We start from the raw sequence: 22,819 nt of genomic DNA, 5'->3' as shown, positions 1-22,819 counted from the left end.
TGCCGCCCGCCGGCACGTATTTACGGGCCGATATTCGACTGCGCCTGCAGCCACGCGCAGAACTGCGCGACGAGCGTATCGCCGGCCGGCGCACCCGGCGCGATCCACCAGTAGCTGCGCGTCGCGATGCGCGGCCCGGGCAGCGGCATCACGAGGCGGCCGCTCGCGAGCTCGTCGTCGATCAGCGGCAGCGGGCCGAGCGCGACGCCCAGCCCGTCGACGGCCGCCTGCAGCGCCAGGTAGAAGTGATCGAACGACTGCCGCTTGCGCCCCTTCATCGTCACGCCGGCCGCCGCGAACCAGTCGCGCCAGCCTTCCGGCCGCGTATCCGAATGCAGCAGCACGTGCCGCGCGAGATCGTCCGCCCGGGCGATTGGCGCGCGCTTGAGCAGCGCCGGGCTGCAGACCGGAATCACGCTTTCGTCGAGGAAGTGGCCGCTCGTGCAGTTCGGCCAGTGGCCGGGGCCGCGGCGGATCGCGACGTCGAAACCGTCGAGCGTGTCGAGCGGCGCGTTCGACGTGGACAGCTTCAGCTCGACGTTCGGCACGTCGCGCTGGAACCGCGACAGGCGCGGCAGCAGCCATTTCATCGCGAAGGTCGGCAGCGCATTGATGCGCAGCACGCGTGCGGCACCGGTGTTGCGCAGCTGCTCGGTGGCGAGCGCGATGCTGTCGAACGCGGCACGGACGGTATCCAGATAGCGGCGGCCTTCGTCGGTGAGCTTCACGCGCTTGCCATAGCGGTGGAACACCGGCTTGCCGAGCCACGCCTCGAACCCGGCGATTTGCCGACTGATGGCACCGTGAGTCACATGCAGCTCGTCGCCGGCGGCGCTGAAGCTTTCGTGTCGTGCCGCTGCTTCAAAGGCCCGAAGCGCGGAAAAGGAAGGGAGATCGCGTGCCATGCTTGTGATTCTAGGTCACAAAGGCGCGCCGATAAAATCGCTTTGCCGGGGTGCGGAACGGCGGTAACCTCGAGGCACCGTTTGATGAGGACCCCAATGCAATCCGTTTCTCCGCCGCCCGTCGCGTCCCCGCGCCGGATCCGCCTCGCCGAGCTGTTCACCGGTTTCCTGTCGCTCGGCCTGATGTCGTTCGGCGGCGCGCTGCCGTTCGCACGGCGTACGATCGTCGACGAGCGCAAATGGCTCACCGCCGACGAATTCACGGATCTGCTCGGGCTGTGCCAGTTCCTGCCGGGCGGCAACGTGATCAACCTGTCGGTCGCCGTCGGCATGCGCTTTCGCGGCGTCGCGGGCGCGTTCGCCGGCATTCTCGGGTTGATCGCGGGCCCAACGCTCGTGGTCGTCGCGCTCGGCGTGCTGTATGCGAAGACGCAGGGCGATCCGCGTGTGCAGCACCTGTTCGGCGGGCTCGCTGCCGCGGCCGCGGGCCTGCTCGTCGCGATGGCCGTGAAGGTCGCGAAACAGCTGCGGCACGCGCCGCGCACCGCGGCCGGCATCGCGGCGCTCGCGTTCGTCGCGATCGCGGTGCTGCGCATGCCGCTCCTGACCACGATGCTGGTGTTGACGCCCGCGAGCATCTGGCTCGCGTCGCGCCGCCGCGATACGCCGGCACCGCAGCACGCCGCCGCGCGCGACGGAGGCCAGTCATGAACGACACGCTGGTCGCGATCGCGACGATCTTCAGCCAGCTTTCGCTGCTCGCGTTTGGCGGCGGCAACACGATCCTGCCGGAGATGCAGCGGCAGGTCGTCGACGTGCACCACTGGATGAGCGCGCACGAGTTCACCGCGCTGTTCGCGCTCGCGCAGGCCGCGCCGGGGCCGAACATGATGATCGTGTCGCTGGTCGGCTGGCACGTGGCCGGCTGGGCCGGGCTGCTGGTCGCGTCGATCGCGAAGTTCGGGCCGTCGTCGCTCGTCACTGTGCTGGCGCTGCACGCGTGGGAGCGCTTTCGCGACCGGCCGTGGCGCCGCTACGTGCAGCAGGGGCTGATGCCGGTCACGGTCGGGCTCGTCGCGGCCAGCGCGGTGCTGATCTCCGAGGCGTCGAACCGCACGGCGATCCAGTGGGGCATCACGGCCGCCTGCGCGGTGCTCGCGTGGCGCACGCGCCTCCATCCGCTGTGGCTGCTCGCGGGCGGCGCGTTGATCGGGCTCACGGGCATCGGGCAGTGAGCCAAGGACAAGCCATCTCCCGTGCAGCATACTGGCGCGAATATTCACGGGAGGATCGATGGATCTGGACGGCGCCAGCCGCAATCTCACTGTCGCCGCGTTGCTGACGCTGTCCGGCGGCTACCTCGACGCGTACACGTACGTCGGCCACGGCCACGTGTTCGCGAACACGATGACCGGCAACGTCGCGCTGCTCGGCATCAACCTGTCGGCCGGCGAATGGGCCGCCGCGCTGCATCACGTGCCGCCGCTCGTCGGCTTCGTGATCGCAGTGTTCGTGGCGCACCTGCTCGGTCTCGCCGCGCAGCGCGGCTGGATGCGGCACACCGCGTTCGCGAGCCTGATCGTCGAGATCGCGTTTCTCGGCGTCGCCGCGAGTGGCCTGGTCGGCGCGTCGAGCGCGTGGCTGATTCCGGGCATCTCGTTCGTCGCGACGCTGCAGACGCTGTCGTTCACCCATCTCGAGGAACTGTCGTACACGTCGGTGATGACGACCGGCAACCTGCGGCGTGCCGCGCAGAAGCTGTTCGTCGGGTTGATCCCGCGCTACGACGCGGGTGCGCTGCACGACTCGGCGCTGCTCGCGACGATCAGCTTCTGCTTCCTGGCCGGCGCGGTGGTCGGCGGCCTCGCGACGCGGCTCGCGCCGGACGTCGCGCTGTGGGGCGCCGTGCTGCTGCTTGCGGGCGCGTTCGCGGAGATCGTGCGGCGCGCGTGGCGTCGCGCGGGGACCGGCGGCGGCGACGGTCGCGACGGCGACGGGGTGGCGCGAACGGCCTGACGGCGCGCGAGGCAAGCCCGGTACGGGAAACGTTGTTCCCGGGCGACAGTCGCGCGATTACCGCGCGTTTCAATTTCTTTCAGAGATTGCAGTCGTCATATGATTCAGCCCATATCGCGCGCGCCATGAACGTGCGCGATCGCCACCCGGCTGCGCACGCGGCCGGCAATGAACGGAGACACCTACAAATAGGAAAGCTCATGAAGCAGACCACCCGACTCGCAGTCATCGCAGGGGGCGCCGCGCTCGCATTCGCCAGCCAGTACGCGGCCGCACAAAGCTCGGTCACGCTCTGGGGCGTCGCCGACGTCAGCGTCCGCTACCTGACCAACGCAAACGCCAAGAACGACGGCCTGCTGTCGATGACCAACGGCGCGATCACCAACAGCCGCTTCGGCATCTACGGCACGGAAGACCTGGGCAGCGGCCTGAAGGCCGTGTTCAAGCTCGAAAGCGGCGTGAACCTGCAGAACGGCGCATTCTCCGACAGCGGCCGCCTGTTCAACCGTGCGGCATACGTCGGTCTGGATAGCCCGTACGGCACGGTGACGCTCGGCCGCCAGAAGACGCCGCTCTTCGACCTGCTGTCGGACACCTACGATCCGCTGACGGTCGGCAACTACTTCGAAAATGCCTGGCTGCCGGTCGCACTCGGCGGCGGCCTGTATGCGGACAATCAGATCAAGTACTCGGGCACTTTCGCGGGCCTGACCGCGAAGGCGATGTATTCGACGGGCACGAACTACGAATCGACCGGCGCGGGCGGCTTCTCGGGCCAGATCCCGGGCTCGCTCGGCAAGGGCAATGCGTGGGGCGTCTCGCTGTCGTACGTGATGGGCCCGCTCAGCATCGCGGCCGGCGCGCAGCAGAACAGCGACAACTCCGCACGCAAGCAGACGATCTACCACGCGAACGTCGTGTACGCGTTCAGCAAGGCGAAGGTCTATGCCGGCTACCTGCGCTCGAAGGACGACACCGGTTTCGTCGACAGCCTGCTCGCGCAGCAGTCGATTCCGGTCGCGAAGGGCACGGGCCGGATCGACGACGGTCCGTTCGCGGGCGTGAGCTGGCAGGTCAGCACGCCGCTGACGCTGACGGGCGCGTTCTACTACGACCACATGCGCAACGCGATGACCACGAACGGCACGCTCGCGAGCGGCAACCGCTACGCGATCGTCGGCATCGCCGAATACGCGCTCAGCAAGCGCACGGAAGTCTACGGCACCATCGACTTCAACAAGACGAACGGCGCGGCGAACGTCGAACTGCCGGGTCGCAGCAACCAGACCGGCATCGCGATCGGCCTGCGCAATATCTTCTGACGAAAGTCGGTATGCATGCGCCGGCCCAGGCTCGGCGCGTATCGAAGAGGCTCCTGCGGGAGCCTCTTTTTTTCGTCACGCGACCTTCATGCGCGTGGCCGACCATTCAGCGACCGCTCCATCGGGAACGGCCAGCCCGTAAGGATTCCGTCGGCATTCCAGAACATACTTTGACAGTGCGCGCGAAGCGATTCCGCTACGCTGCGTGCAGGGTCCGCCGCGTGCCGCAACGCACGCGCGGGCGTCGTTCCGGCGTGCGTTTCGCGTGCGGCCGGCCTCGTGCGTAACTTGTGTATCCGGTGATGACAAACACGGTCTGCCGGTTTTTTTCGTGGGACGATGCGCTCACGATTTTCTTGAAAGGGGATGACGATGGGTATCCTGAACACCGTGGGTGAAATCGCTGGCGCAGTGGCAGCCGTCGAGGCGGCCGAGAAGGTCGATCCGGATGCGGGTTTGCTGACCAAGGCGGCGGCAGCCGTCGCCGGCTTCAAGGGCGCCGAGGCGATCGAAGGCATGCTCGAGAAGAAGGAAGAGCAGCCCCAGCAGGCAGACGATACGCAGGCGACGGACGGCAGCGACACGTCGCAGGCCTGAGCATGGCGGCCGGTCCCGCCGCGGGTGCGCCCCTCGCGCGCCCGGACGGACCGGTGCCGCGCGGCCGGCAGGCCGGGCATGTGGTCGATCGGTGACGCATGGCAAACCCGGCAGCTGGTTTGACCGGCGAGAGGCAACGTCTCTCGCCGTTTTTTATGGCGCGCGCGTCCTGCGGCGCCACGGTCCACACGAATTCCCGAATCTTGTTATCGTGCCGTCATCCGAATCGAGATGAGGGCTTGCGATGGATTTCGACTACGACCTGTTCGTCATCGGGGCCGGCTCCGGCGGCGTGAGGCTCGCCCGGATGTCGGCGTCATACGGCGCGCGCGTCGGCATAGCGGAAGAAGAGCAGATCGGCGGTACCTGCGTGCTGCGCGGCTGCATTCCGAAGAAGCTGCTCGTCTACGCATCGCACTATCCGCACGAGCTCGAGGACGCGAAGGGCTTCGGCTGGACCTTCGGCGCCGGCACGCTCGACTGGCCCGCGCTGATCGCCGCGAAGGATCGCGAGATCAACCGGCTCAGCGACATCTACATCAACCTGCTGCGGCAATCCGGCGTCGCGATGCACGCGGGGCGCGCGACGCTCGTCGATGCGCATACCGTCGCGATCGGCGAACGCACGATCCGTGCGCGCCACATCGCGATCGCGACCGGTTCGCGCCCGTCGCTGCCGTCGCGGCCCGGCATCGAGCATGCGATCACGTCGCGCGAGGCGCTGTCGCTCGCGACGCTGCCCGCACGCATCGCGGTGGTCGGCGGCGGCTATATCGCGGTCGAGTTCGCGGGCATCTTCAACGGCGTCGGCAGCCATGTCGATCTCTTCTATCGCGGCGAGAAGATCCTGCGCGGCTTCGACGACGACGTGCGTCAATTCCTGACCGACGAGATGACCAGGCAGGGCGTCGCGATCCATGCGCGCGCGGTGGTCGAATCGATCGCGCGCGCGGACGACGGCACGCTCTCCGTGCGTGTCGGCGACGCGCAGCACGGGCCGTACGACGCGGTGCTCTACGCGACCGGCCGCGTGCCGAACGTCGAAGGGCTGGGGCTCGAACGGGCGGGCGTCGTGCTCGACGCGCGTGGTGCGATCGCCGTCGATGCGTATTCGGCGACGTCGGTGCCCTCGATCCATGCGATCGGCGACGTCACGTCGCGGCCGCAGCTCACCCCGGTGGCGACGCGCGACGGCGGACTGCTCGCGCGGACATTGTTCGGCGGCGCGCGTGTCGCGGCCGATCACGATTATGTGCCGTCGGCCGTGTTCAGCCAGCCCGAGGTCGCGACGGTCGGCCTGACCGAGGCCGATGCGCGTCGCCTGCACGGGGAGGTCGACATCTACCGCGCGTCGTTCAAGGCGCTGCGCCACACGCTGTCGGGCCGCGACGAGCGCACGCTGATGAAGCTCGTGGTCGCGCGCGACAGCCAGCGCGTGATCGGCGCGCACATGGTCGGCCGCGACGCGGGCGAGATCATCCAGGGCATCGCGATCGCGATCCGCGCGGGCGCGACGAAGGCGCAGTTCGACGACACGATCGGCATTCACCCGACCGCAGCGGAGGAATTCGTGACGATGCGCCAGAAAGTGGCCGACTGACCGCAACCGGTGCGCCGGCTCGCCGGCCGGCGCGCGTGTTCCGCGCGCCCGGCTGGCGTGTGACGCACCACGGATCCGCGATGATTCGTAAAGAACGTCAATTCTTCCAAAGAATCCCCGTCTCGATAATCAGGCTTGGTATCATCGGCCAAAATCATATTCGGGGCCGATCATGCGCGATCAACAGCGCAGTAAACAAAATCAAGGGGTAGCCGGCGCAAGCGGGGTGGTCGATCCATGCGCCGCGCGTTCGCGTCTTGCCGCAGCACGTCCGTTGCGCGCACTTTCCCTTCGCATGCCGCCATCTCCGTCGCCGTCCGGGCGATGAAGTCGCGCGCGCCAATGCGTGCCCCAACCGTTTCAATCACCGCATCGACCGCCGGCTCGTCAACGCGCCGGCGCGCCCGTTCCGGGCAATCTTTTCACGCAAGGAGACCAGCAGTGAACATTCAGACACGACGCACCGTTCTCGTGGCGGCGGCGCTCGTCGCGGCGCTGTCCGGCTGCGCGACCGAATCGTCGCGCACGCTCGACGTGCCGGCAGTGAGCAGCGCGCAGAAGCCGTATGCGGGCAAGCCCGTCGCGATCGCGGTCGGCAAGTTCGACAATCGCTCGAGCTACATGCGCGGCATCTTCTCGGACGGCATCGACCGCCTCGGCGGACAGGCGAAGACGATCCTCGTCACGCGCCTGCAGCAGAGCCGCCGCTTCAACGTGCTCGATCGCGAGAACCTCGACGAGATCAAGCAGGAAGCCGGCTTCATGAAGAAGGCACAGGCCGTGAAGGGCGCGAACTACGTCGTGACCGGCGACGTGACCGAGTTCGGCCGCAAGGACGTCGGCGATCACCAGCTGTTCGGCATTCTCGGCCGCGGCAAGACGCAGGTCGCGTACGCGAAGGTCAACCTGAACATCGTCGACACGACGACGTCGGAAGTCGTCGCGTCGAGCCAGGGTGCGGGCGAGTTCAGCCTGTCGAACCGGGAAGTGATCGGCTTCGGCGGCACGGCCGGTTACGACTCGACGCTCAACGGCAAGGTGCTTGACCTCGCGATCCAGGAAGCCGTGAATCATCTCGTCGACCAGGTCGACGCCGGCACGCTGAAGGTACCGCAGTAAGCGTCGCAGCCCATGTAGCAGCGCGGCGCCGGGGCCGGCGCCGCGCTGGACCGATTGACAACGACATCAAAAGAGAACAGACCATGAAACGGGGTAACTGGCTGCCGGCAACGGCCGCCGCCTTGCTGCTCGCCGGCTGCGCGAGCTCCACGCCGCCGCTTTATCAGTGGACCGGCTATCAGCCGCAGGTGTACGAGTACTTCAAGGGGCAGAAGTCGCCGCAGGAGCAGATCGACGCGCTCGAAAAGGCGCTGCAGGAGATTCGCGCGAAGGGCAACATGCCGCCGCCGGGCTTCCATGCGCATCTGGGGATGCTGTACGCGAGCGTCGGCAACGAGCAGCAGGCCGAGCAGGAACTGCAGGCCGAGAAGCAGTCGTTCCCGGAATCGTCGACCTTCATGGATTTCCTGATGAAGAAGAAGACCGGTGCGTCGAAGACCGCGGATCAGAAGCCAGCCGCCCAGGCGATCGCCGGCCAGAAGGATATTGCCCCGACCACCGCCAAACCGTAACGCGCCCGCCATGTTCAAGACACTCTCATTCAAGCTGATGTCCGTGCTGTCGATCGTCGCGCTGCTGAGCGCGTGCGCGCAGCCGGTGAAACGACCCGACTACACGGCGTTCAAGAAGAGCCAGCCGCGCTCGATCCTCGTCCTGCCGCCCCTCAACGAGACGTCCGACGTGGCGGCAACCTACGGGATGCTGTCGCAGATGACGCTGCCGCTCGCCGAATCCGGCTACTACGTGGTGCCGGTTGCCGTGATGGACGAGACGTTCAAGCAGAACGGCCTGACCAACGCGGCCGAGATCCAGCAGACGTCGCCCGCGAAGCTGCGCGAGATTTTCGGTGCGGATGCCGCGCTGTATTCGAAGGTGTCGCAGTACGGCACCGTCTACCGGATCCTTGCGAGCGCAACGGTCGTGTCGGCCTCGGCGAAGCTCGTCGATCTGCGCACCGGCGACGTGCTGTGGCAGGGCCGGGCGAGCGCGAGCAGCGACGAGGGCGGCAACAACGGCGGCGGCAGCCTGATCGGCATGCTGGTGACGGCAGCGGTCAAGCAGATCGCGAACACGCTGATCGACCAGAGCCATGACGTCGCCGCGTTCACCAGCACGCGGCTGCTGTCGGCCGGTCCGCCGAACGGGCTGCTGTACGGTCCGCATTCGCCGAAGTACGGGACGGACTGATCGGTGCATGTCGTGCGCGGTGCGTGGGCACGGTATGTGCCCGACGCACCGATGTCACGCGAATCGATTGCACGGCCGCGCTGGTTGCGCGGCCGTTTTTCATTTTGCATCGGTGTGTGGCGTGAGACGCGCGGTGTGCGACGCGCTTACGGCTCGCATCGCTCCGACGCGGCCCGCTCAATGCATGCCGAACGCGTCGAGCAGCCGGTACCAGCTCATGGCGAGCACCAGCGCCGGCGTGCGCAGCGTCGCGCCGCCGGGGAAGTCGCGATGCCGGATCTTGCCGAACAGGTCGAAGCGGCTCGCCTGGCCGTCGATCGCCTCGGCGATCAGCTTGCCCGCGAGCGCGGTCGTGTTCACGCCGTGCCCCGAGAAGCCCTGCGCGAAGTACATCGTCGGCGCGACGCGCCCGAAGTGCGGCGCGCGGTTCATCGTGATGTCGACGAAGCCGCCCCATGCGTAGTCGACCTTGACGTCCGCGAGCTGCGGGAACGTCTTCAGCATGTCCGCGCGCATTGCCGCCGCGAGATCGCGCGGTTCCCGCGTCGAATAGCTGACCTTGCCGCCCCACACGAGCCGCGTGTCGGGCGCCGGCCGGAAATAGTCGAGCACGAAGCGGCTGTCGCAGATCGCCGCGCGCGCGGGCATCAGCGCGGCGGCGCGCGCTTCGCCGAGCGGCTCGGTGGCGATCACGTAGGTGCCGACCGGCATGATCTTCTTCGACAGCGCGGGCGCGAGCGTACCCACGTACGTATTGCACGCGAGCACGACGAAGCGCGCGCGCACCTGCCCCTGGGCGGTTTCGACGACGTGGCCGCCCGACATGTCGCGCACGCGCGTCACGCAGCTGTCCTCGTGGATCCGCACGCCGGCGTCGGTGGCCGCACGCGCGAGCCCGAGCGTGTAGTTCAGCGGATGCAGGTGGCCGCTGTCGGGGTCGTACAGACCGCCGCGATAGCGCGCCGACTGCACGTAGTCGCCGAGCTCGTCTGCCTCCACGAAATGGAAGCGGTCGTAGCCGAAGCGCTTCGCGGCCTCGTCGCGCCAGCGCTTCAGCGCATCCGCGTCGCGCTCGGTGTTCGCGGCGGTCAGGTAGCCCGGTACGAGCGCGCAGTCGATGTCGTGCCGCGCGATGCGGGACTTCACGAGCGACAGCGTTTCGAGCCCCATGTCCCAGATCCGCTTCACGTCGCCTTCCGGCATGAAGTTGCCGAACGTGTCGATGTCGCATGCAAAGCCGCCGATCAGCTGGCCGCCGTTGCGCCCGCTCGCCGCCCATCCGACCCGCGACGCTTCGAGCACGGTCACCGAGTGGCCGCGCTCGGCGAGGTTGAGCGCGGCGGACAAACCGGTGAGGCCCGCGCCGATCACGCACACGTCGGCGTCGGTCGTGCCGGCGAGCGGCGCATGGCGGGTCGTATCGTTGGCGGTCGCCGCGTAGTAAGACGCGACGTGCGGCTGGTTGGCGAATGTCTGCATGATCAGGAAAGCGAATGAAGGGACTCAGAACAGCTCGCGCACGCGGTGGTACAGCATCCCGAGTTCGAGCGCGGGTTGCCGCCACGCGTCGCCGCCGGGAAAGCGCCGGTGGCGCAGCTGCGCGAACAGGTCGAACGCGCGCGTGTCGCCCGCGATCGCGCCGGCGATCGCGCGTCCGGCGACTCCGGTCAGCGCGACGCCGTGCCCGCTGAAGCCCTGGACGTAGAAGAAGTTCGGATCGAGCGCGCCGAAGTCCGGCGCGCGGTTGCGCGTGACGTCGACGAAGCCGCCCCACGCGTGGTCGACGCGCACGTCGGCGAGCTGCGGGAACACGCCGACCATGCGCTGCCGGATCGTTTCCGCGAGCGTGTCGGGTGACGCGCCCGCGGAGTTCGCGCGGCCGCCGAACAGCATGCGATGGTCGGCCGACAGCCGGAAGTAGTCGAGGAAGAAGTTGTTGTCGCACACGGCTTCGCGCTGCGCGATCAGCGCGTCGGCGCGCGCGCGGCCGAGCGGTTCGGTCGCGATGATGTACGACGCGATCGGCGCGATGCGCGCGGCGGTGGCGGCCGGCAGGATGCCGCCGGGGCCTGCGTTGCAGCACGACACGACGAAGCGGCAGCGCACTTCGCCCGACGGTGTGCGCACGACCGGCCGCGCGCCGCGAACGACGTCGAGCGCGGGCGTGTGCGCATGGAGCGCGACGCCTTCGCGGCGCGCGGCATCGGCGAGGCCCAGGCAATATTTGAGCGGATGCAGGTGACCCGACAGCGGATCGTAGACGCCCGCCAGATAACGGGACGATGCGATGCGCGCGCGAATCGCGCCGGTGTCGAGCCACGACAGCGACGGATGGCCCCAGCGCGACGTCGCGGCATCCATCCATGCGCGCAGGTCGTCGATGCGGCGCGGCTTCGTCGCGACCGTGAGGTAGCCGCGCGTGAAGTCGCAGTCGATGCCGTGGCGCGCGATGCGCTCGGCGATCAGCGCGACGCCGTCGAGCGACAGCGACCACGCGGCACGCGCGCCGGCGGCGCCGAGCTGCCGCTCGATCACCTCGTCTTTCGCGAAGCCCGTGATTGCCTGGCCGCCGTTGCGGCCCGACGCGCCCCAGCCGGGCCGGTGCGCATCGATCACGGCGACCGACAGCCCGCGCGCGCGGCAGTCGAGCGCCGTCGACAGGCCCGCGAAGCCCGCGCCGATCACGCACACGTCGACGTCGATCGCGTCTTCCAGCACGGGATCGTCGGCCGCGGGTCGCGCGGCGGTCGCTTCGTAGTACGAGTCGCGCGCGAGCGCGTCGGCGCGGCGGGTGAAAGACTGCGTCATCAAACCGACTCCCTCGAGGACGGCCGGCGCCGGTGCGCGACGCACCGCGATCCGGCCGGGTGAAACGATGCGGGACGCCATGCACGCGGCACGGCGTCCCGCGAGGCCAGCATCAGAACGAATAGATGAACTGCGTCGCGAGCAGGTCGTTGGACTTGCCGTACGAGCCGTCGTTGCGCAGGAACACCTTGTTGTTCGCCCAGTCGTGCCGGTATTCGACCTTCACGGTGATCTGCTGGGTCGGATAGAACAGCAGATCGAGCGCGACGTCCTGGCGCACCGCGCCCTTGCACTCGAAGCCCAGGCCGCCGCCGGCCTTCGACATCGCGAGGCAGTCCGCGTCGACGCCGAAGCCGTTGTTCGGATCCATCCCGTTGCCGTTCAGCGCGATGCCGCCACCGCCGCCGCCGTTCTTCGTGTTGGCGAGCAGGTCGTAGCGCAGCGTCACGCCCATGCGACCGACCACCGGCGCGTTGAACTTGCGGTGCGCGAGCAGCGACAGACCGTACCACTGCGCGAGCCCGCCGTTGAACGCCGCATGCTGCTGCCGGCCGTAGTCGACTTCGGCGTTGTACTGAATATCGGCGAGCGTGTAGGTCGCATCGAGTTCGCCGAAGAAGAACGAACCATAGGCGCTCGGTGCCGCACCGCCCGGGCCGTAGTGGACGACGCCCTGGTCGTCGATCGCGCTCGCCAGCGTCTGCCGCCCGATGTTGAACGACCCGCCGATATCGAGCGCGCTCGACCACGTGTAGTCCGCGCGCGCGGTGAAGGTCGGCACCTTGTTGCTCGTGCTGATCGGGTCGCCGAGCGCATTGGTGCCCGTCTGCGTGACCGAGCCGTACGTGCGGTACTGCTCGTTGCCGAGGAAGAACTTCCACGCCCAGTTGCCCTTCGTGTAGTTCGCACCGACGCCGACGTAGCTGCCCGGATCCGAGAAATCGTACAGCAGGTTGTGCGTGAGCGTGAGCATCTGGTTCGACTGCTGCACCTCGTAGCCGCCGAAGCTCGGGATCAAACCGGCGACGAGCGTCGTCGACGCGGTGATCGGCACGTTGACGACCGCCGTGTTCAGCAGGTTGTCGGTGATCGAGCCGCGCGAGTTCTGCAGCAGCGTGATGCCGTTGCCGCGGTTCGGCATCAGCGTGATCTCCGCCGACGGCGCCATCGGGCCGACGCCGAAGGTCTTCTTGATGTCGAGGTAGAGATCGCCGAACGTGCTGTTGAAGTAGTTGTACGCGTTCTCGTGGTTCGCGAACAGGAACGACGACGTGCCGGCCGCGCGGTTGTAGATGTAGGTCGGGTCGATGTAGCCCGTGACCGACAGGCCCGCGAGCGGCCCGGTGTTGGCCGCGTCCGTCAGCGAGTCGACCTTCAGCTGCTGGTTCGCGATCTGCTGCTTCATTTCGCTGACTTCGTCGTTGGTCAGCGTCGCCTGGGCACGGCCGTAGTCCGGCGAGGACGGATCGGCGGCCACCATCGCCGGCTTGGCCGAGGCCGTCGCGCCGGCCTGCGCGACCGGCGCGCCGCCCGGTTTCGCGGCGAGCTGCGCCTGCATGGCCTTCATCTGCTTCTGCAGCGCGGCGACCTGCGCCTGCAGTGCCTTGATTTCGGCGGAGGTCGAGTCGGCCAGCGCGATGCCCGGCAACGCGCCGGCCACCAGCAGGCAGATCAGTTTCTTCTTCATTGCGGATTCTCCTTGTCGTGGGCCTGTCAATGTGTGATCGGTTTGCGCGCCGCATCACGCGGCGCGCGGGTCTTGTTATCGATGGAACGGGAAGAGGGAAGTCAGGCCGCCGCGAACGCCGCCTTCATGTCGGCCACGCGGCGTCGCTCGCGCGCGATCATCATCTGGTTCACGACGATCACGCCGATCGTCACTGCGGTGATGAACAGCGTCGCGAGTGCATTCATTTCAGGGTTCAGGCCAAGACGCACACGCGAGAACACCACCAGCGGCAGCGTCGTCGAGCCGGGCCCGGACAGGAACGCCGACAGCACCAGGTCGTCGATCGACAGCGTGAACGACAGCAGCCAGCCCGACAGCAGCGCCTGCGAGATCAGCGGCAGCGTCACCACGAAGAACACCTTCAGCGGCGTCGCGCCCAGATCGAGCGCCGCTTCCTCCAGCGACTTGTTCATCTCCTTCACGCGCGACTGCACGATGATCGCCACGTACGACACGCAGAGCATCACGTGGCCGATCCAGATCGTCACCATCCCGCGACCCTTCGGCCAGCCGAACATCTGCTCCAGCGCCACGAAAAGCAGCAGCAGCGAGATGCCCTGGATCACCTCGGGAATCACGAGCGGCGCGTTGATCATCCCCGTGTACAGCGTGAAGCCCTTGAAGCGGCCGAAGCGCGCGAGCACGAAGCCCGCCCACGTGCCGATCACGACCGACGCGGTGGCCGTCAGGAGGCCGATCTTCAGCGACAGCCACGCGGCCGTGAGCAGCTCGTCGTCCTGCCACAGCGCCGCGTACCACTTCAGCGAGAAGCCCGACCACACCGTCACCAGCTTCGACTCGTTGAACGAGTACACGACCAGGCTGATGATCGGGATGTACAGGAACAGAAAGCCGAAGGCGAGGACGCCTGTCGACAGCGGTTTGCTCGGCTTGATCATTTCGCTTCCTCCAGTTCCTTGACCTGGTAGTACTGGAACAGCGCCATCGGCACCAGCAACAGCAGCACCATCGCGACCGTCACCGCGGACGCCATCGGCCAGTCCATGTTGTTGAAGAACTCGTCCCACATCACGCGGCCGATCATCAGCGTGTCGGCGCCGCCGAGCAGCTCCGGAATCACGTACTCGCCGACCGCCGGAATGAACACCAGCAGGCTGCCGGCGATGATCCCGTTCTTCGACAGCGGCAGCGTGATGCGCGTGAACGCGACCCACGGTCTGGCGCCAAGGTCGTACGCGGCCTCGAGCAGTGTCAGATCCATCTTCACGAGGTGCGCATACAGCGGCATCACCATGAACGGCAGGTACGAATAGACCATCCCGATGTAGACGCCCGCGTCGCTGTGATAGAGGCGCAGCGGCGTGTGGATGATGCCCAGTGCGATCAGCGTGTGGTTCAGGAGGCCGTCATCCTTCAGGATGCCGATCCATGCGTACACGCGAATCAGGAACGATGTCCAGAACGGCAGCATCACGGCCATCATCAGCACGTTGCGCCGGGCCGGTTCCGAGCGCGCGATGTAGTACGCCATCGGGTAACCGATCAGCAGGCACAGCAGCGTCGACACGGCGGCCATCTTCAGCGAGCTGAGGTAGGTCGCGATGTACAGGTCGTCCTGCAGCAGGAACGCGTAGTGCGACAGCTGCAGCGCGAAGTGCACGACGCCGTCCTTGATCTCGACGAGCGACGTGTACGGCGGGATCCCCATCACCTGGTCGGCGAAGCTGATCTTGAACACCAGCACGAACGGCAGCGCGAAGAAGATCGTGAGCCACACGAACGGCACGCCGATCGCGATGCCGCGGCCCGACGGCAGGAAGCGCGACAGCGCGGCGAAGCGGCTGCGGCGTTTGGCGGCCTGAGTCGTAGCGGTCGCACCGGTCGGCACCGGCGCGGAAGGCGTGGAAGCGGAAGTTCTCATCATGTCGCCCTCATTGCGTCAGCACGACGCCGCTGGCCGGCGACCACGACACGAACACGTCGTCGTTCCACGCCGGCGCGCTGTCGTGCATCAGGTGCGAGCTCGACAGGTTCGACACCACCGTCTTGCCGCTCGGCAGGCGCACGTGGTACAGCGAGTACGCGCCCATGTACGCGATGTCGGTCACGACGCCGCGCGCCCAGTTGTGATGCGAGCCGGGCTTTTCGCGGGACACGTGCACGCGTTCCGGGCGCACCGAGATGCCGACCGGCATGCCGAGCGGGCCGGTCACGCCGTGGCTCACGTACATGCGTGCCTCGAGGTCGTCGCTCTCGACGAAGATGTGATCGGGTTCGTCCTCGACGACGCGCCCCTCGAACAGGTTCGTCGAGCCGATGAATTCGGCCGAGAAGCGGCTGTTCGGGAATTCGTACACTTCGCCGGGCGAGCCGATCTGCACGATCTTGCCTTCGCTCATCACCGCGAGGCGGCTCGCCATCGTCATCGCTTCTTCCTGGTCGTGCGTGACCATCACGCAGGTCACGTCGACCTTCTCGATGATGTTCACGAGTTCGAGCTGGGTCTTCTGGCGGATCTTCTTGTCGAGCGCGGACATCGGCTCGTCGAGCAGCAGCAGCTTCGGGCGCTTCACCAGCGAGCGGGCGAGCGCGACGCGCTGCTGCTGGCCGCCCGACAGTTGATGCGGCTTGCGCTTCGCGTACTTGCTCATCTGCACGAGTGCAAGCGCGTCGGCCACGCGTTCCTTGATTTCGTTCTTCGGCGTGCCTTCCTGCTTCAGGCCGAATGCGACGTTCGACTCGACCGACATGTGCGGAAAGAGTGCGTACGACTGGAACATCATGTTCACCGGCCGGCGGTACGGCGGCAGCGACGCGAGGTCCTCGCCGTCGACGAAGATCTTGCCGGAGGTGGCCGTTTCCAGCCCGGCGAGCATGCGCAGCAGCGTCGACTTGCCGCAGCCCGAGCTGCCGAGCAGTGCGAACAATTCGTTTTTCGCGATCGTCAGATTCACGTTGTCGACGGCCGTGCTGTCGCCGAATTTCTTCACGACGTTTTCGATGCGCACGAACGCGTCGTTCTTCGAGCGGGCCGGGGCGGCCGGTTGGGTCTGGCGTGCAGCAGCGGAAGAGGGTATCGATTGCATGGGAGTCACCATTCGTTCTTCACGGATTGCAGGCGTGAGCGTCCCCGCGCGAGACGCGCAACGCGACTCGCGGACAACGGCTCGTGCCGGATGGAACAGGGCGCGCGGCGCGCGCAGGCGGACGGCGGTCCGCGTATCTCAGGCGCGCAGGCGTGGAGCGATGCCTGCGCCGCCGTGATGCATGGCGATCAGTGGCCGGTTTTCAGTTGCGCCCACAGACGGTTCTCGAGGCGCAGGATGTCGGCCGGCATCGGCTTCATCAGCACCATCTTCTTCAGCACGTCTTCGGGCGGATAGACGGTCGGATCCTGCGCGACGGCCGGCGTCACGAACTGACGCGCGGCCTTGTTCGCGGTCGGGTAGAACACCGTGTTGGTGATCGCCGCGTTGACCTTCGCGTCCGACACGTAGTTGATCCACTTCATCGCGGCCTCGGGGTGCGGCGCATCTTTCGGGACAACCATCACGTCGAACCACAGCAGCCCGCCTTCCTTCGGATTCGCGAACTTGATGTCATACGCGCGCTTGGCCTCCGCCGAGCGGCGATGCGCGATACCGATGTCGCCTGACCAGCCGAGCGCGACGCATACGTCGTTGTTCGCGAGGTCGTTGATGTAGCCGGACGAGTTGAACTGGGTGATGTACGGGCGGACTTTCTTCAGGACTTCGAACGCAGCCTGGTAGTCGCCGGGGTTCGTGCTGTTCGGGTTCTTGCCCATGTATTGCAGCGTGGCTGCGAACACGTCGACGGCCTGGTCGAGGAACGACACGCCGCAGCCCTTCAGCTTTTCCATGTTGGCCGGGTCGAACACCAGCGCCCAGCTGTCGACCGGCGCCTTGTCGCCGAGCGCCTTCTTCACTGCCTGCACGTTGTAGCCGATGCCGTCGGTGCCATACGCCCACGGCACGCCGTACTGGTTGCCCGGATCGGCATCCGAGATCATCTTCATCAGCAGCGGATCGAGATTCGCGAGGTTCGGGATCTTTGATTTGTCGAGCTTTTGATACACGCCGGCCTGGATCTGCTTGGCCATGTAGTTCGAGGTCGGCACGACGATGTCGTAGCCCGAGCTGCCCGCGAGCAGCTTCGCCTGCAGCGTGTCGTCGCTGTCGTAGTTGTCGTACTTGACGTGAATGCCCGTCTGTTTCTGGAAGTTCGGAATCGTGTCGGGTGCGATGTAGTCGGACCAGTTGTAGACGTTCAGTTCGTCGGCGTGCGCCGACGGGCTGGCGACCGAAGTGAACGCGGCCGCGGCGGCAAGGGCCGCGACGGAACAGGCTTGGCGAAGAAAGCAGGCACGCATGGTGGAATTCCCCTGGGTTATGGCGGCGTGCGGCACCCGCCGCACGCCTGTAGGCAAAGTCGTTACGAAAGGCCCAGTTGCTGGGCGGTCGCATCGACGGCCTTCTTCGCCTTCGATACGAGCTCATCGATTTCCTGACGCGAGATCACGAGCGGCGGCGACAGCAGCATCCGGTCGCCGGTCGCACGCATGATCAGGTTGCCGCTGAAGCAGAAGTCCCGGCAGATCGTGCCGACGTCGCCGCCGTTCGCGAAGCGGTGGCGTTCGGCCGGCGACTCGGCGAGCTGCAGGCTCGCGACCATCCCGTGGCCGTGCACTTCGCCGACGATCGGATGACGCGCGAAGGTCTCGCGCATCAGCGCCTGGAAGTAAGGGCCAGTGTCGTGCTTGACGCGCTCGACGATCCCTTCGTCGCGCAGCAGCTTCAGGTTCGCGACCGCCACCGCCGCCGCGACCGGATGGCCCGAGTACGTGAGGCCGTGATTGAATTCGCCGTTGTCGATGATCGGGCGCGCGATGCGTTCATGGATGCCCACCGCGCCCATCGGCACGTAACCCGACGTCAGGCCCTTGGCCATCGTGATCAGGTCCGGCTCGAAGCCGAAGTGCTGATGCGCGAACCATTCGCCGGTGCGGCCGAAGCCGCCGATCACTTCGTCGGCGACGAGCAGGATGTCGTACTTGCGGCAGATCCGCTGAATTTCCGGCCAGTACGTCGACGGCGGAAAGATCACGCCACCCGCGCCCTGGAACGGCTCGCCAATGAACGCCGCGACGTTCTCCGCGCCGAGTTCGAGGATCTTCGCCTCGAGCTGCTGCGCGCGTGCGAGGCCGAATGCCTCGGGCGTCTCGCCGGCCTGCGCTTCGCCGAAGAAATACGGCTGATCGATGTGCACGATGTGCTCGACCTTCGACGGCATCTGCTCGTGCATGTAGCCCATCCCGCCGAGCGTGCCGCCCGCGATCGTCGAGCCGTGGTAGCCGTTCTTGCGCGAGATCACGTATTTCTTCTGCGGCTTGCCCTGCACGCGCCAGTACTGGTGCACGAGGCGCAGCACGGTGTCGTTGCCTTCCGAGCCGCTGTTGCAATAGAAGAAGTGGTTGAAGCCGGCGGGCGTCACTTCCGCGAGCATCGCGGAAAGCTCGATCACCGGCGGGTGCGTCGTCTTGAAGAACGTGTTGTAGAACGGCAGTTCCTGGAGCTGGCGATATGCGGCGTCGGCGAGTTCCTTGCGGCCGTAGCCGACGTTCACGCACCAGAGGCCGGCCATCCCGTCGATGACCTTGTTGCCGTCCGAGTCCCACAGATAGACGCCGTCGGCCTTCACGATCACGCGGCTGCCCGCGCGGTTGAGTGCGCCCATGTCCGAGAACGGGTGGATGTGGTGCGCAGCGTCGAGCGCGCGGTATTCGGCGGTCGAGCGTGCCTGCGTCGTGCGCGGTGCGGCGGCCGGCGCGGCCGGCTGGATCCATGCAGATTCGTTGCGGTAAGTCATGTTTCCTCCGTGATTCCGTATTCGGTCGTGCGCACGCTCAGACGTGCAGCAGCAGATGGCGGCGTTCCCACGAGCTGATCACGCGGAAGAACGCTTCGTATTCGGTTTCCTTCAGTGCGAAATACGCCTTCAGGAACTTGTGGCCGAGAATTTCGCCGAGCGGCTCGCACGCGGCCATCAGCGTGAGCCCTTCCTCGAGGTTGCGCGGCAGCTGGTACGGCAGTTCGTAGCCGTCGCTGACGAGCGGTTCGGTCGGTTCGAGACGCTGCGTCATGCCGAGATAGCCGGCCGCGAGCGTCGCCGCGAGCGCGAGATACGGGTTGCAGTCGACGCCCGGGATCCGGTTCTCGATGCGGCGCGCGGCCGGGCCCGAGTGCGGGATGCGGAAGCCGACCGTGCGGTTGTCGTAGCCCCACTGCACGTTGATCGGCGCGGCCATGAAGCGCGACAGCCGGCGGTACGAATTGATGTACGGCGCGAAGATCGGCATCAAGGCGGGCGTGTATTTCTGCAGCCCCGCGAGGTAGTTGTAGAACATCGACGTCGCGCCGCCGGTTTCCCGCGACGTGAACAGGTTCTGGCCCGTCTCCTCGTCGACGATGCTCTGGTGCACGTGCATCGCCGAACCCGGCTCGTTTTCCATCGGCTTGGCCATGAACGTCGCGTACATGTTGTGACGCAGCGCGGCCTCGCGCACCGTGCGCTTGAACAGGAACACCTGGTCGGCGAGCGACAGCGCGTCGCCGTGCATGAAGTTGATCTCCATCTGCGCGGCGCCGACTTCGTGGATCAGCGTGTCGATGTCGAGGTTCTGTGCTTCGCAGTACTCGTAGATGTCCTCGAACAGCGGGTCGAACTCGTTGACCGCCTCGATCGAATACGACTGGCGGCCCGTCTCGGGGCGGCCCGTGCGGCCGACCGGCGGACGCAGCGGCAGGTCCGGGTCCTTGTTCATGTCGACCAGGTAGAACTCGAGCTCCGGCGCGACGACGGGCTTCCAGCCCTTCGCCTTGTACAGGTCGAGCACGCGGCGCAGCACGTAGCGCGGCGAGATCTCGACCGGCGAGCCGTCGAAGTGCACGCAGTCGTGGATCACTTGCGCGGTCGGGTCGACCGCCCACGGGATCAGGCGAATGGTCGACGTGTCGGGCACGCACACCATGTCGGGGTCGGTCACGCCGGTCAGCGAGCCGTCTTCCGGATACTCGCCGGTGACGGTCTGTACCATCACGGCCTGCGGCAGGCGCATCGATTCGCCGGACGTGAACTTGTTGCGCGGCGTGATCTTGCCGCGCGCGATGCCGGCCATGTCGGGAATGATTGCTTCGATCTCGGTGATCCGGTACTGCTTCAGAAATTCGTCGATGTCTTGCATGTTCGTTCTCGTTGGTTGTTCGACGCGCTCATGCGAGCGCGGCGGCGGCCCTGGTGCGCTCGCTGGCGTTCCGGCGGGCGCGGCATGCGTCGCCGAAGGCGCGGAAGATCGCGCTCGACAGCGGGTCATGCGCATGCCGCCATTCCGGGTGCCATTGCACGGCAAGGGCGAAGGCCGGTGCATCGACGACGCTGACGGCCTCGATCAGGCCGTCCGGCGCGACGGCTTCGACGGCGAGGCCGGCACCGAGCTGCGCGACGCCCTGTTTGTGCAGCGAGTTCACGTGCACGTCGTCGCGGCCACCGGCGAGCGTGTGCAGCACGCCGCCGGGCGTCAGGCGCACGACGTGCGCGGGGCCGTATTGCGTGTCCATCGGCGCGTCGTCGTCCTCGCGGTGATCGGCGAGGCCGGGCACTTCGTGCACGCGCTGATGCAGCGTGCCGCCGCAGACGACGTTCAGCTCCTGGAAGCCGCGGCACACGGCCAGCACGGGCACGCCAGCGGCGATCGCCGCGCGCAGCAGCGGCAGCGTCGTCGCGTCACGCGCGGGATCGTGCTTCGTGCCGGGCGCGCTCGGCTCGCCGCCATACAGGTGCGGCTCGACGTTCGAATAGCTGCCGGTAAACAACAGGCCGTCGACCGTGGCGAGCACGTCGTCGGTCGACTGGCGATCGCCGAGCGCGGGCAGCACCATCGCGAGCGCGTGTGCGCCGTCGACGATCGCCGCGACGTACTTGTCGCCGACCGTGTGCGACGCATGTGCGCCGATTTGCGTGAAGTCGGCGGTGATGCCGACGAGGGGTTTCCTTTCCATGACGTCAATCAGTTGTCCGTAGGGCCATGGCGTGCGTTACGCGGGAAAATCGCGAAATGCAGGCGCGACACGGCCCCGCAGCCTGGCGAAATGCGCAAGGCCGCTGGTGAATGGGCGCAACGGGGTCGCATGGCGATCCGCGCTGCGCGCGACGGTCAGGCCGTCGTTCGTTTCGTTGCGCTGCGCGACGCGGCAATGGATGCGCGAACGCGTTCCGTCACCGCGCAGACGACGCGGCTGACGAGCAGGCAGTTGAAACGAACGACGAGAAAAGGAGGAGAGGCGCTATGGCAGCAGCGATGCGACTTCGTCGGTATCGACGGCCACGAACGCGCGTGCGGAAACGGCGTTGTGACGGCGAACGGAACGACGGGACAGGATGGTGTAGATCGACAGATGCAGCAGGCGAGGACTATGCCAGCCGCAACTGCCATCGGAAGCGGGAACAGCGCTGCGCAAACTTCGCACATCGCCTCGATCCCACCTCACCAGAGGGCCACGGACTCTCACGATTACACTCGACTGATTTGTTGAAAGTATTGAACACCTGATCGTTTCGGCGCGCGAGGCGTTTAAAATAATCGAGGTGCCGGACCTGCGTCATTTACATCGATGGGCATCAATTTTTACGTTGCAATAACGTTTTTCGGTGCCGATGAATGGCCAATGACGCTGACCTGAGAGCCAGCATATACGAGCCAAAAACGGCGTCAAATGTTTTTTGACGGTCTCGTGTCAGGGCTTTCCCGAGGCACTCCGAACAAAATATTCGTAAATGGAATGACCCGCTGGGTGTTCATTATTTCGAACGCCTTTCAGGGTTTTCCCCGCTGATGTGCGGCATAAAGTGATTAGAATATTCAACGGCTGCGTAACGCCGCTCCACGCGTCGTTTCACTTTTTCACCGCACTTCTATCGTGTCCGAAACCGAATCGATGTCCACCGAAGTCGCCGAGCGCCTGCGTTTCGTGCGCAACAAGCATGGCCTGTCGCAGCGTGAACTCGCGAAGCGGGCCGGCGTGACCAACGGCACGATCTCGCTGATCGAACAGGGGCGCGTAAGCCCGTCGGTCGGCTCGCTGAAGAAACTGCTCGAATGCATTCCGATGAGTCTCGCGGAGTTCTTCACGTTCGAACTCGTCGAATCGCGCTCGGTCGTATCGCGCCGCGACGAGATGCCGAACCTTGGCAACGACGCGCTCGCATTTCATCTCGTCGGCGCGGGCGTGAAGGACCGCAACATGTGCATCATGCGCGAGATCTACCAGCCGCTCGCCGATACGGGGCCAGAGATGCTCGTGCACGCGGGGCACGAGGGCGGCGTGGTCGTGTCGGGCAGGCTCGAGCTCACCGTCGACGGCGCGACCTGGCTGCTCGACCCCGGAGACGGCTACTACTTCGAAAGCCGTTTGCCGCACCGTTTTCGCAATCCCAGCGCGGAACAGCTCTGCGAGGTCGTGTCGGCGAATTCGCCGGCCACCTTCTGAGCCCGCATCAC

22 protein-coding genes are annotated in these 22,819 nt (G+C 66.5%); 10 read left to right on the top strand and 12 right to left on the bottom strand.

Annotated features, from left to right (window positions below; genetic code table 11):
• Positions 1 to 20: 20 nt before the first annotated feature.
• The gene (locus tag BTE28158_RS26780; RefSeq protein ID WP_059607347.1) at positions 21 to 905 is read right to left on the bottom strand and encodes a transcriptional regulator GcvA; all 885 of its coding nucleotides are present in this window, start codon (positions 903 to 905) and stop codon (positions 21 to 23) included.
• A 96-nt stretch (positions 906 to 1,001) separates the two neighbouring features.
• Here BTE28158_RS26780 and BTE28158_RS26775 point away from each other — a divergent pair, with 96 nt between their 5' ends.
• The 9 genes from BTE28158_RS26775 (at position 1,002) to BTE28158_RS26735 (ending at position 8,747) form a co-directional block, all read left to right on the top strand.
• Complete coding sequence (locus BTE28158_RS26775) at positions 1,002 to 1,616, top strand: chromate transporter (RefSeq protein WP_151051815.1); 615 nt, start codon at positions 1,002 to 1,004, stop codon at positions 1,614 to 1,616.
• A complete protein-coding gene (locus BTE28158_RS26770) occupies positions 1,613 to 2,140 on the top strand; it encodes a chromate transporter (protein ID WP_151051813.1) in 528 nt (175 codons plus the stop codon). The genes BTE28158_RS26775 and BTE28158_RS26770 overlap by 4 nt, the downstream gene beginning before the upstream one ends.
• Before the next feature lie 58 nt (positions 2,141 to 2,198).
• A complete protein-coding gene (locus BTE28158_RS26765; RefSeq protein ID WP_174920177.1) occupies positions 2,199 to 2,921 on the top strand; it encodes a YoaK family protein in 723 nt (240 codons plus the stop codon).
• A 200-nt stretch (positions 2,922 to 3,121) separates the two neighbouring features.
• Complete coding sequence (locus BTE28158_RS26760) at positions 3,122 to 4,243, top strand: porin (protein ID WP_151051070.1); 1,122 nt, start codon at positions 3,122 to 3,124, stop codon at positions 4,241 to 4,243.
• Between the two features lie 372 nt (positions 4,244 to 4,615).
• On the top strand, positions 4,616 to 4,840 hold the full coding sequence (locus tag BTE28158_RS26755) for a hypothetical protein (RefSeq protein WP_014895816.1): 225 nt from the start codon (positions 4,616 to 4,618) through the stop codon (positions 4,838 to 4,840).
• Between the two features lie 244 nt (positions 4,841 to 5,084).
• Positions 5,085 to 6,440 (top strand): glutathione-disulfide reductase, encoded by a 1,356-nt coding sequence (gene gor / locus BTE28158_RS26750; protein ID WP_124626919.1) that lies wholly within the window; start codon positions 5,085 to 5,087, stop codon positions 6,438 to 6,440.
• Between the two features lie 447 nt (positions 6,441 to 6,887).
• A complete protein-coding gene (locus tag BTE28158_RS26745) occupies positions 6,888 to 7,559 on the top strand; it encodes a CsgG/HfaB family protein (protein WP_182670311.1) in 672 nt (223 codons plus the stop codon).
• A gap of 83 nt (positions 7,560 to 7,642) precedes the next feature.
• Positions 7,643 to 8,071 carry a DUF4810 domain-containing protein gene (locus BTE28158_RS26740; protein ID WP_059607338.1) on the top strand — a complete coding sequence of 143 codons (429 nt, stop codon included), beginning with the start codon at positions 7,643 to 7,645 and terminating at the stop codon, positions 8,069 to 8,071.
• Between the two features lie 10 nt (positions 8,072 to 8,081).
• Entirely contained in the window at positions 8,082 to 8,747 is a 666-nt protein-coding gene (locus BTE28158_RS26735) for a DUF799 domain-containing protein (RefSeq protein WP_124626915.1), read from the top strand.
• 177 nt (positions 8,748 to 8,924) lie between these two features.
• Here BTE28158_RS26735 and BTE28158_RS26730 read toward each other — a convergent pair whose 3' ends face one another.
• From BTE28158_RS26730 to BTE28158_RS32620, 11 genes are all read right to left on the bottom strand, one after another.
• Positions 8,925 to 10,226 (bottom strand): NAD(P)/FAD-dependent oxidoreductase, encoded by a 1,302-nt coding sequence (locus BTE28158_RS26730; protein ID WP_151051072.1) that lies wholly within the window; start codon positions 10,224 to 10,226, stop codon positions 8,925 to 8,927.
• A 24-nt stretch (positions 10,227 to 10,250) separates the two neighbouring features.
• Positions 10,251 to 11,555 (bottom strand): NAD(P)/FAD-dependent oxidoreductase, encoded by a 1,305-nt coding sequence (locus tag BTE28158_RS26725; protein ID WP_124626912.1) that lies wholly within the window; start codon positions 11,553 to 11,555, stop codon positions 10,251 to 10,253.
• Between the two features lie 112 nt (positions 11,556 to 11,667).
• Positions 11,668 to 13,242 carry a DUF3138 family protein gene (locus BTE28158_RS26720; protein WP_124626909.1) on the bottom strand — a complete coding sequence of 525 codons (1,575 nt, stop codon included), beginning with the start codon at positions 13,240 to 13,242 and terminating at the stop codon, positions 11,668 to 11,670.
• A gap of 101 nt (positions 13,243 to 13,343) precedes the next feature.
• Positions 13,344 to 14,183: an ABC transporter permease subunit gene (locus tag BTE28158_RS26715; protein ID WP_044847895.1), complete on the bottom strand. Its 840-nt coding sequence runs from the start codon at positions 14,181 to 14,183 to the stop codon at positions 13,344 to 13,346.
• A complete protein-coding gene (locus BTE28158_RS26710; RefSeq protein WP_124902993.1) occupies positions 14,180 to 15,166 on the bottom strand; it encodes an ABC transporter permease subunit in 987 nt (328 codons plus the stop codon). Before BTE28158_RS26710 ends, BTE28158_RS26715 begins: the two co-directional genes overlap by 4 nt.
• A 10-nt stretch (positions 15,167 to 15,176) precedes the next feature.
• Complete coding sequence (locus tag BTE28158_RS26705) at positions 15,177 to 16,331, bottom strand: ABC transporter ATP-binding protein (protein WP_124902987.1); 1,155 nt, start codon at positions 16,329 to 16,331, stop codon at positions 15,177 to 15,179.
• Between the two features lie 188 nt (positions 16,332 to 16,519).
• Positions 16,520 to 17,635 carry a polyamine ABC transporter substrate-binding protein gene (locus BTE28158_RS26700; RefSeq protein ID WP_151051074.1) on the bottom strand — a complete coding sequence of 372 codons (1,116 nt, stop codon included), beginning with the start codon at positions 17,633 to 17,635 and terminating at the stop codon, positions 16,520 to 16,522.
• Between the two features lie 62 nt (positions 17,636 to 17,697).
• Positions 17,698 to 19,131 (bottom strand): aspartate aminotransferase family protein, encoded by a 1,434-nt coding sequence (locus BTE28158_RS26695; protein WP_174920175.1) that lies wholly within the window; start codon positions 19,129 to 19,131, stop codon positions 17,698 to 17,700.
• Positions 19,132 to 19,168: 37 nt separating this feature from the next.
• Complete coding sequence (locus BTE28158_RS26690) at positions 19,169 to 20,506, bottom strand: glutamine synthetase family protein (RefSeq protein ID WP_059605738.1); 1,338 nt, start codon at positions 20,504 to 20,506, stop codon at positions 19,169 to 19,171.
• 28 nt (positions 20,507 to 20,534) lie between these two features.
• Positions 20,535 to 21,320 (bottom strand): gamma-glutamyl-gamma-aminobutyrate hydrolase family protein, encoded by a 786-nt coding sequence (locus BTE28158_RS26685; protein WP_151051411.1) that lies wholly within the window; start codon positions 21,318 to 21,320, stop codon positions 20,535 to 20,537.
• Between the two features lie 285 nt (positions 21,321 to 21,605).
• Complete coding sequence (locus tag BTE28158_RS32620; protein ID WP_006488040.1) at positions 21,606 to 21,788, bottom strand: hypothetical protein; 183 nt, start codon at positions 21,786 to 21,788, stop codon at positions 21,606 to 21,608.
• Between the two features lie 468 nt (positions 21,789 to 22,256).
• Between BTE28158_RS32620 and BTE28158_RS26680 the strand changes: the two genes are divergently transcribed.
• Positions 22,257 to 22,808 (top strand): cupin domain-containing protein, encoded by a 552-nt coding sequence (locus tag BTE28158_RS26680; RefSeq protein WP_014895828.1) that lies wholly within the window; start codon positions 22,257 to 22,259, stop codon positions 22,806 to 22,808.
• The last annotated feature ends 11 nt before the right edge of the window (positions 22,809 to 22,819 follow it).

Source organism: Burkholderia diffusa (assembly GCF_902499115.1).
GTDB lineage: Bacteria > Pseudomonadota > Gammaproteobacteria > Burkholderiales > Burkholderiaceae > Burkholderia > Burkholderia diffusa.
The sequence above is the reverse complement of the archived record's forward strand: the minus strand, read 5'-3'. Positions and strand labels throughout refer to the sequence as shown.

Bases quoted from the DNA above. Each gene is read 5' to 3' on its own strand.
- BTE28158_RS26720 (WP_124626909.1), bottom strand. From the start codon at position 13,242: ATGAAGAAGAAACTGATCTGCCTGCTGGTGGCCGGCGCGTTGCCGGGC.
- BTE28158_RS26740 (WP_059607338.1), top strand. From the start codon at position 7,643: ATGAAACGGGGTAACTGGCTGCCGGCAACGGCCGCCGCCTTGCTGCTC.
- BTE28158_RS26780 (WP_059607347.1), bottom strand. From the start codon at position 905: ATGGCACGCGATCTCCCTTCCTTTTCCGCGCTTCGGGCCTTTGAAGCA.
- BTE28158_RS26695 (WP_174920175.1), bottom strand. From the start codon at position 19,131: ATGACTTACCGCAACGAATCTGCATGGATCCAGCCGGCCGCGCCGGCC.
- gor (WP_124626919.1), top strand. From the start codon at position 5,085: ATGGATTTCGACTACGACCTGTTCGTCATCGGGGCCGGCTCCGGCGGC.
- BTE28158_RS26730 (WP_151051072.1), bottom strand. From the start codon at position 10,226: ATGCAGACATTCGCCAACCAGCCGCACGTCGCGTCTTACTACGCGGCG.
- BTE28158_RS26760 (WP_151051070.1), top strand. From the start codon at position 3,122: ATGAAGCAGACCACCCGACTCGCAGTCATCGCAGGGGGCGCCGCGCTC.
- BTE28158_RS26755 (WP_014895816.1), top strand. From the start codon at position 4,616: ATGGGTATCCTGAACACCGTGGGTGAAATCGCTGGCGCAGTGGCAGCC.
- BTE28158_RS26705 (WP_124902987.1), bottom strand. From the start codon at position 16,331: ATGCAATCGATACCCTCTTCCGCTGCTGCACGCCAGACCCAACCGGCC.
- BTE28158_RS26710 (WP_124902993.1), bottom strand. From the start codon at position 15,166: ATGAGAACTTCCGCTTCCACGCCTTCCGCGCCGGTGCCGACCGGTGCG.
- BTE28158_RS26700 (WP_151051074.1), bottom strand. From the start codon at position 17,635: ATGCGTGCCTGCTTTCTTCGCCAAGCCTGTTCCGTCGCGGCCCTTGCC.
- BTE28158_RS26685 (WP_151051411.1), bottom strand. From the start codon at position 21,320: ATGGAAAGGAAACCCCTCGTCGGCATCACCGCCGACTTCACGCAAATC.
- BTE28158_RS26735 (WP_124626915.1), top strand. From the start codon at position 8,082: ATGTTCAAGACACTCTCATTCAAGCTGATGTCCGTGCTGTCGATCGTC.
- BTE28158_RS26680 (WP_014895828.1), top strand. From the start codon at position 22,257: ATGTCCACCGAAGTCGCCGAGCGCCTGCGTTTCGTGCGCAACAAGCAT.
- BTE28158_RS26765 (WP_174920177.1), top strand. From the start codon at position 2,199: ATGGATCTGGACGGCGCCAGCCGCAATCTCACTGTCGCCGCGTTGCTG.
- BTE28158_RS26770 (WP_151051813.1), top strand. From the start codon at position 1,613: ATGAACGACACGCTGGTCGCGATCGCGACGATCTTCAGCCAGCTTTCG.
- BTE28158_RS26715 (WP_044847895.1), bottom strand. From the start codon at position 14,183: ATGATCAAGCCGAGCAAACCGCTGTCGACAGGCGTCCTCGCCTTCGGC.
- BTE28158_RS26690 (WP_059605738.1), bottom strand. From the start codon at position 20,506: ATGCAAGACATCGACGAATTTCTGAAGCAGTACCGGATCACCGAGATC.
- BTE28158_RS26775 (WP_151051815.1), top strand. From the start codon at position 1,002: ATGCAATCCGTTTCTCCGCCGCCCGTCGCGTCCCCGCGCCGGATCCGC.
- BTE28158_RS26725 (WP_124626912.1), bottom strand. From the start codon at position 11,555: ATGACGCAGTCTTTCACCCGCCGCGCCGACGCGCTCGCGCGCGACTCG.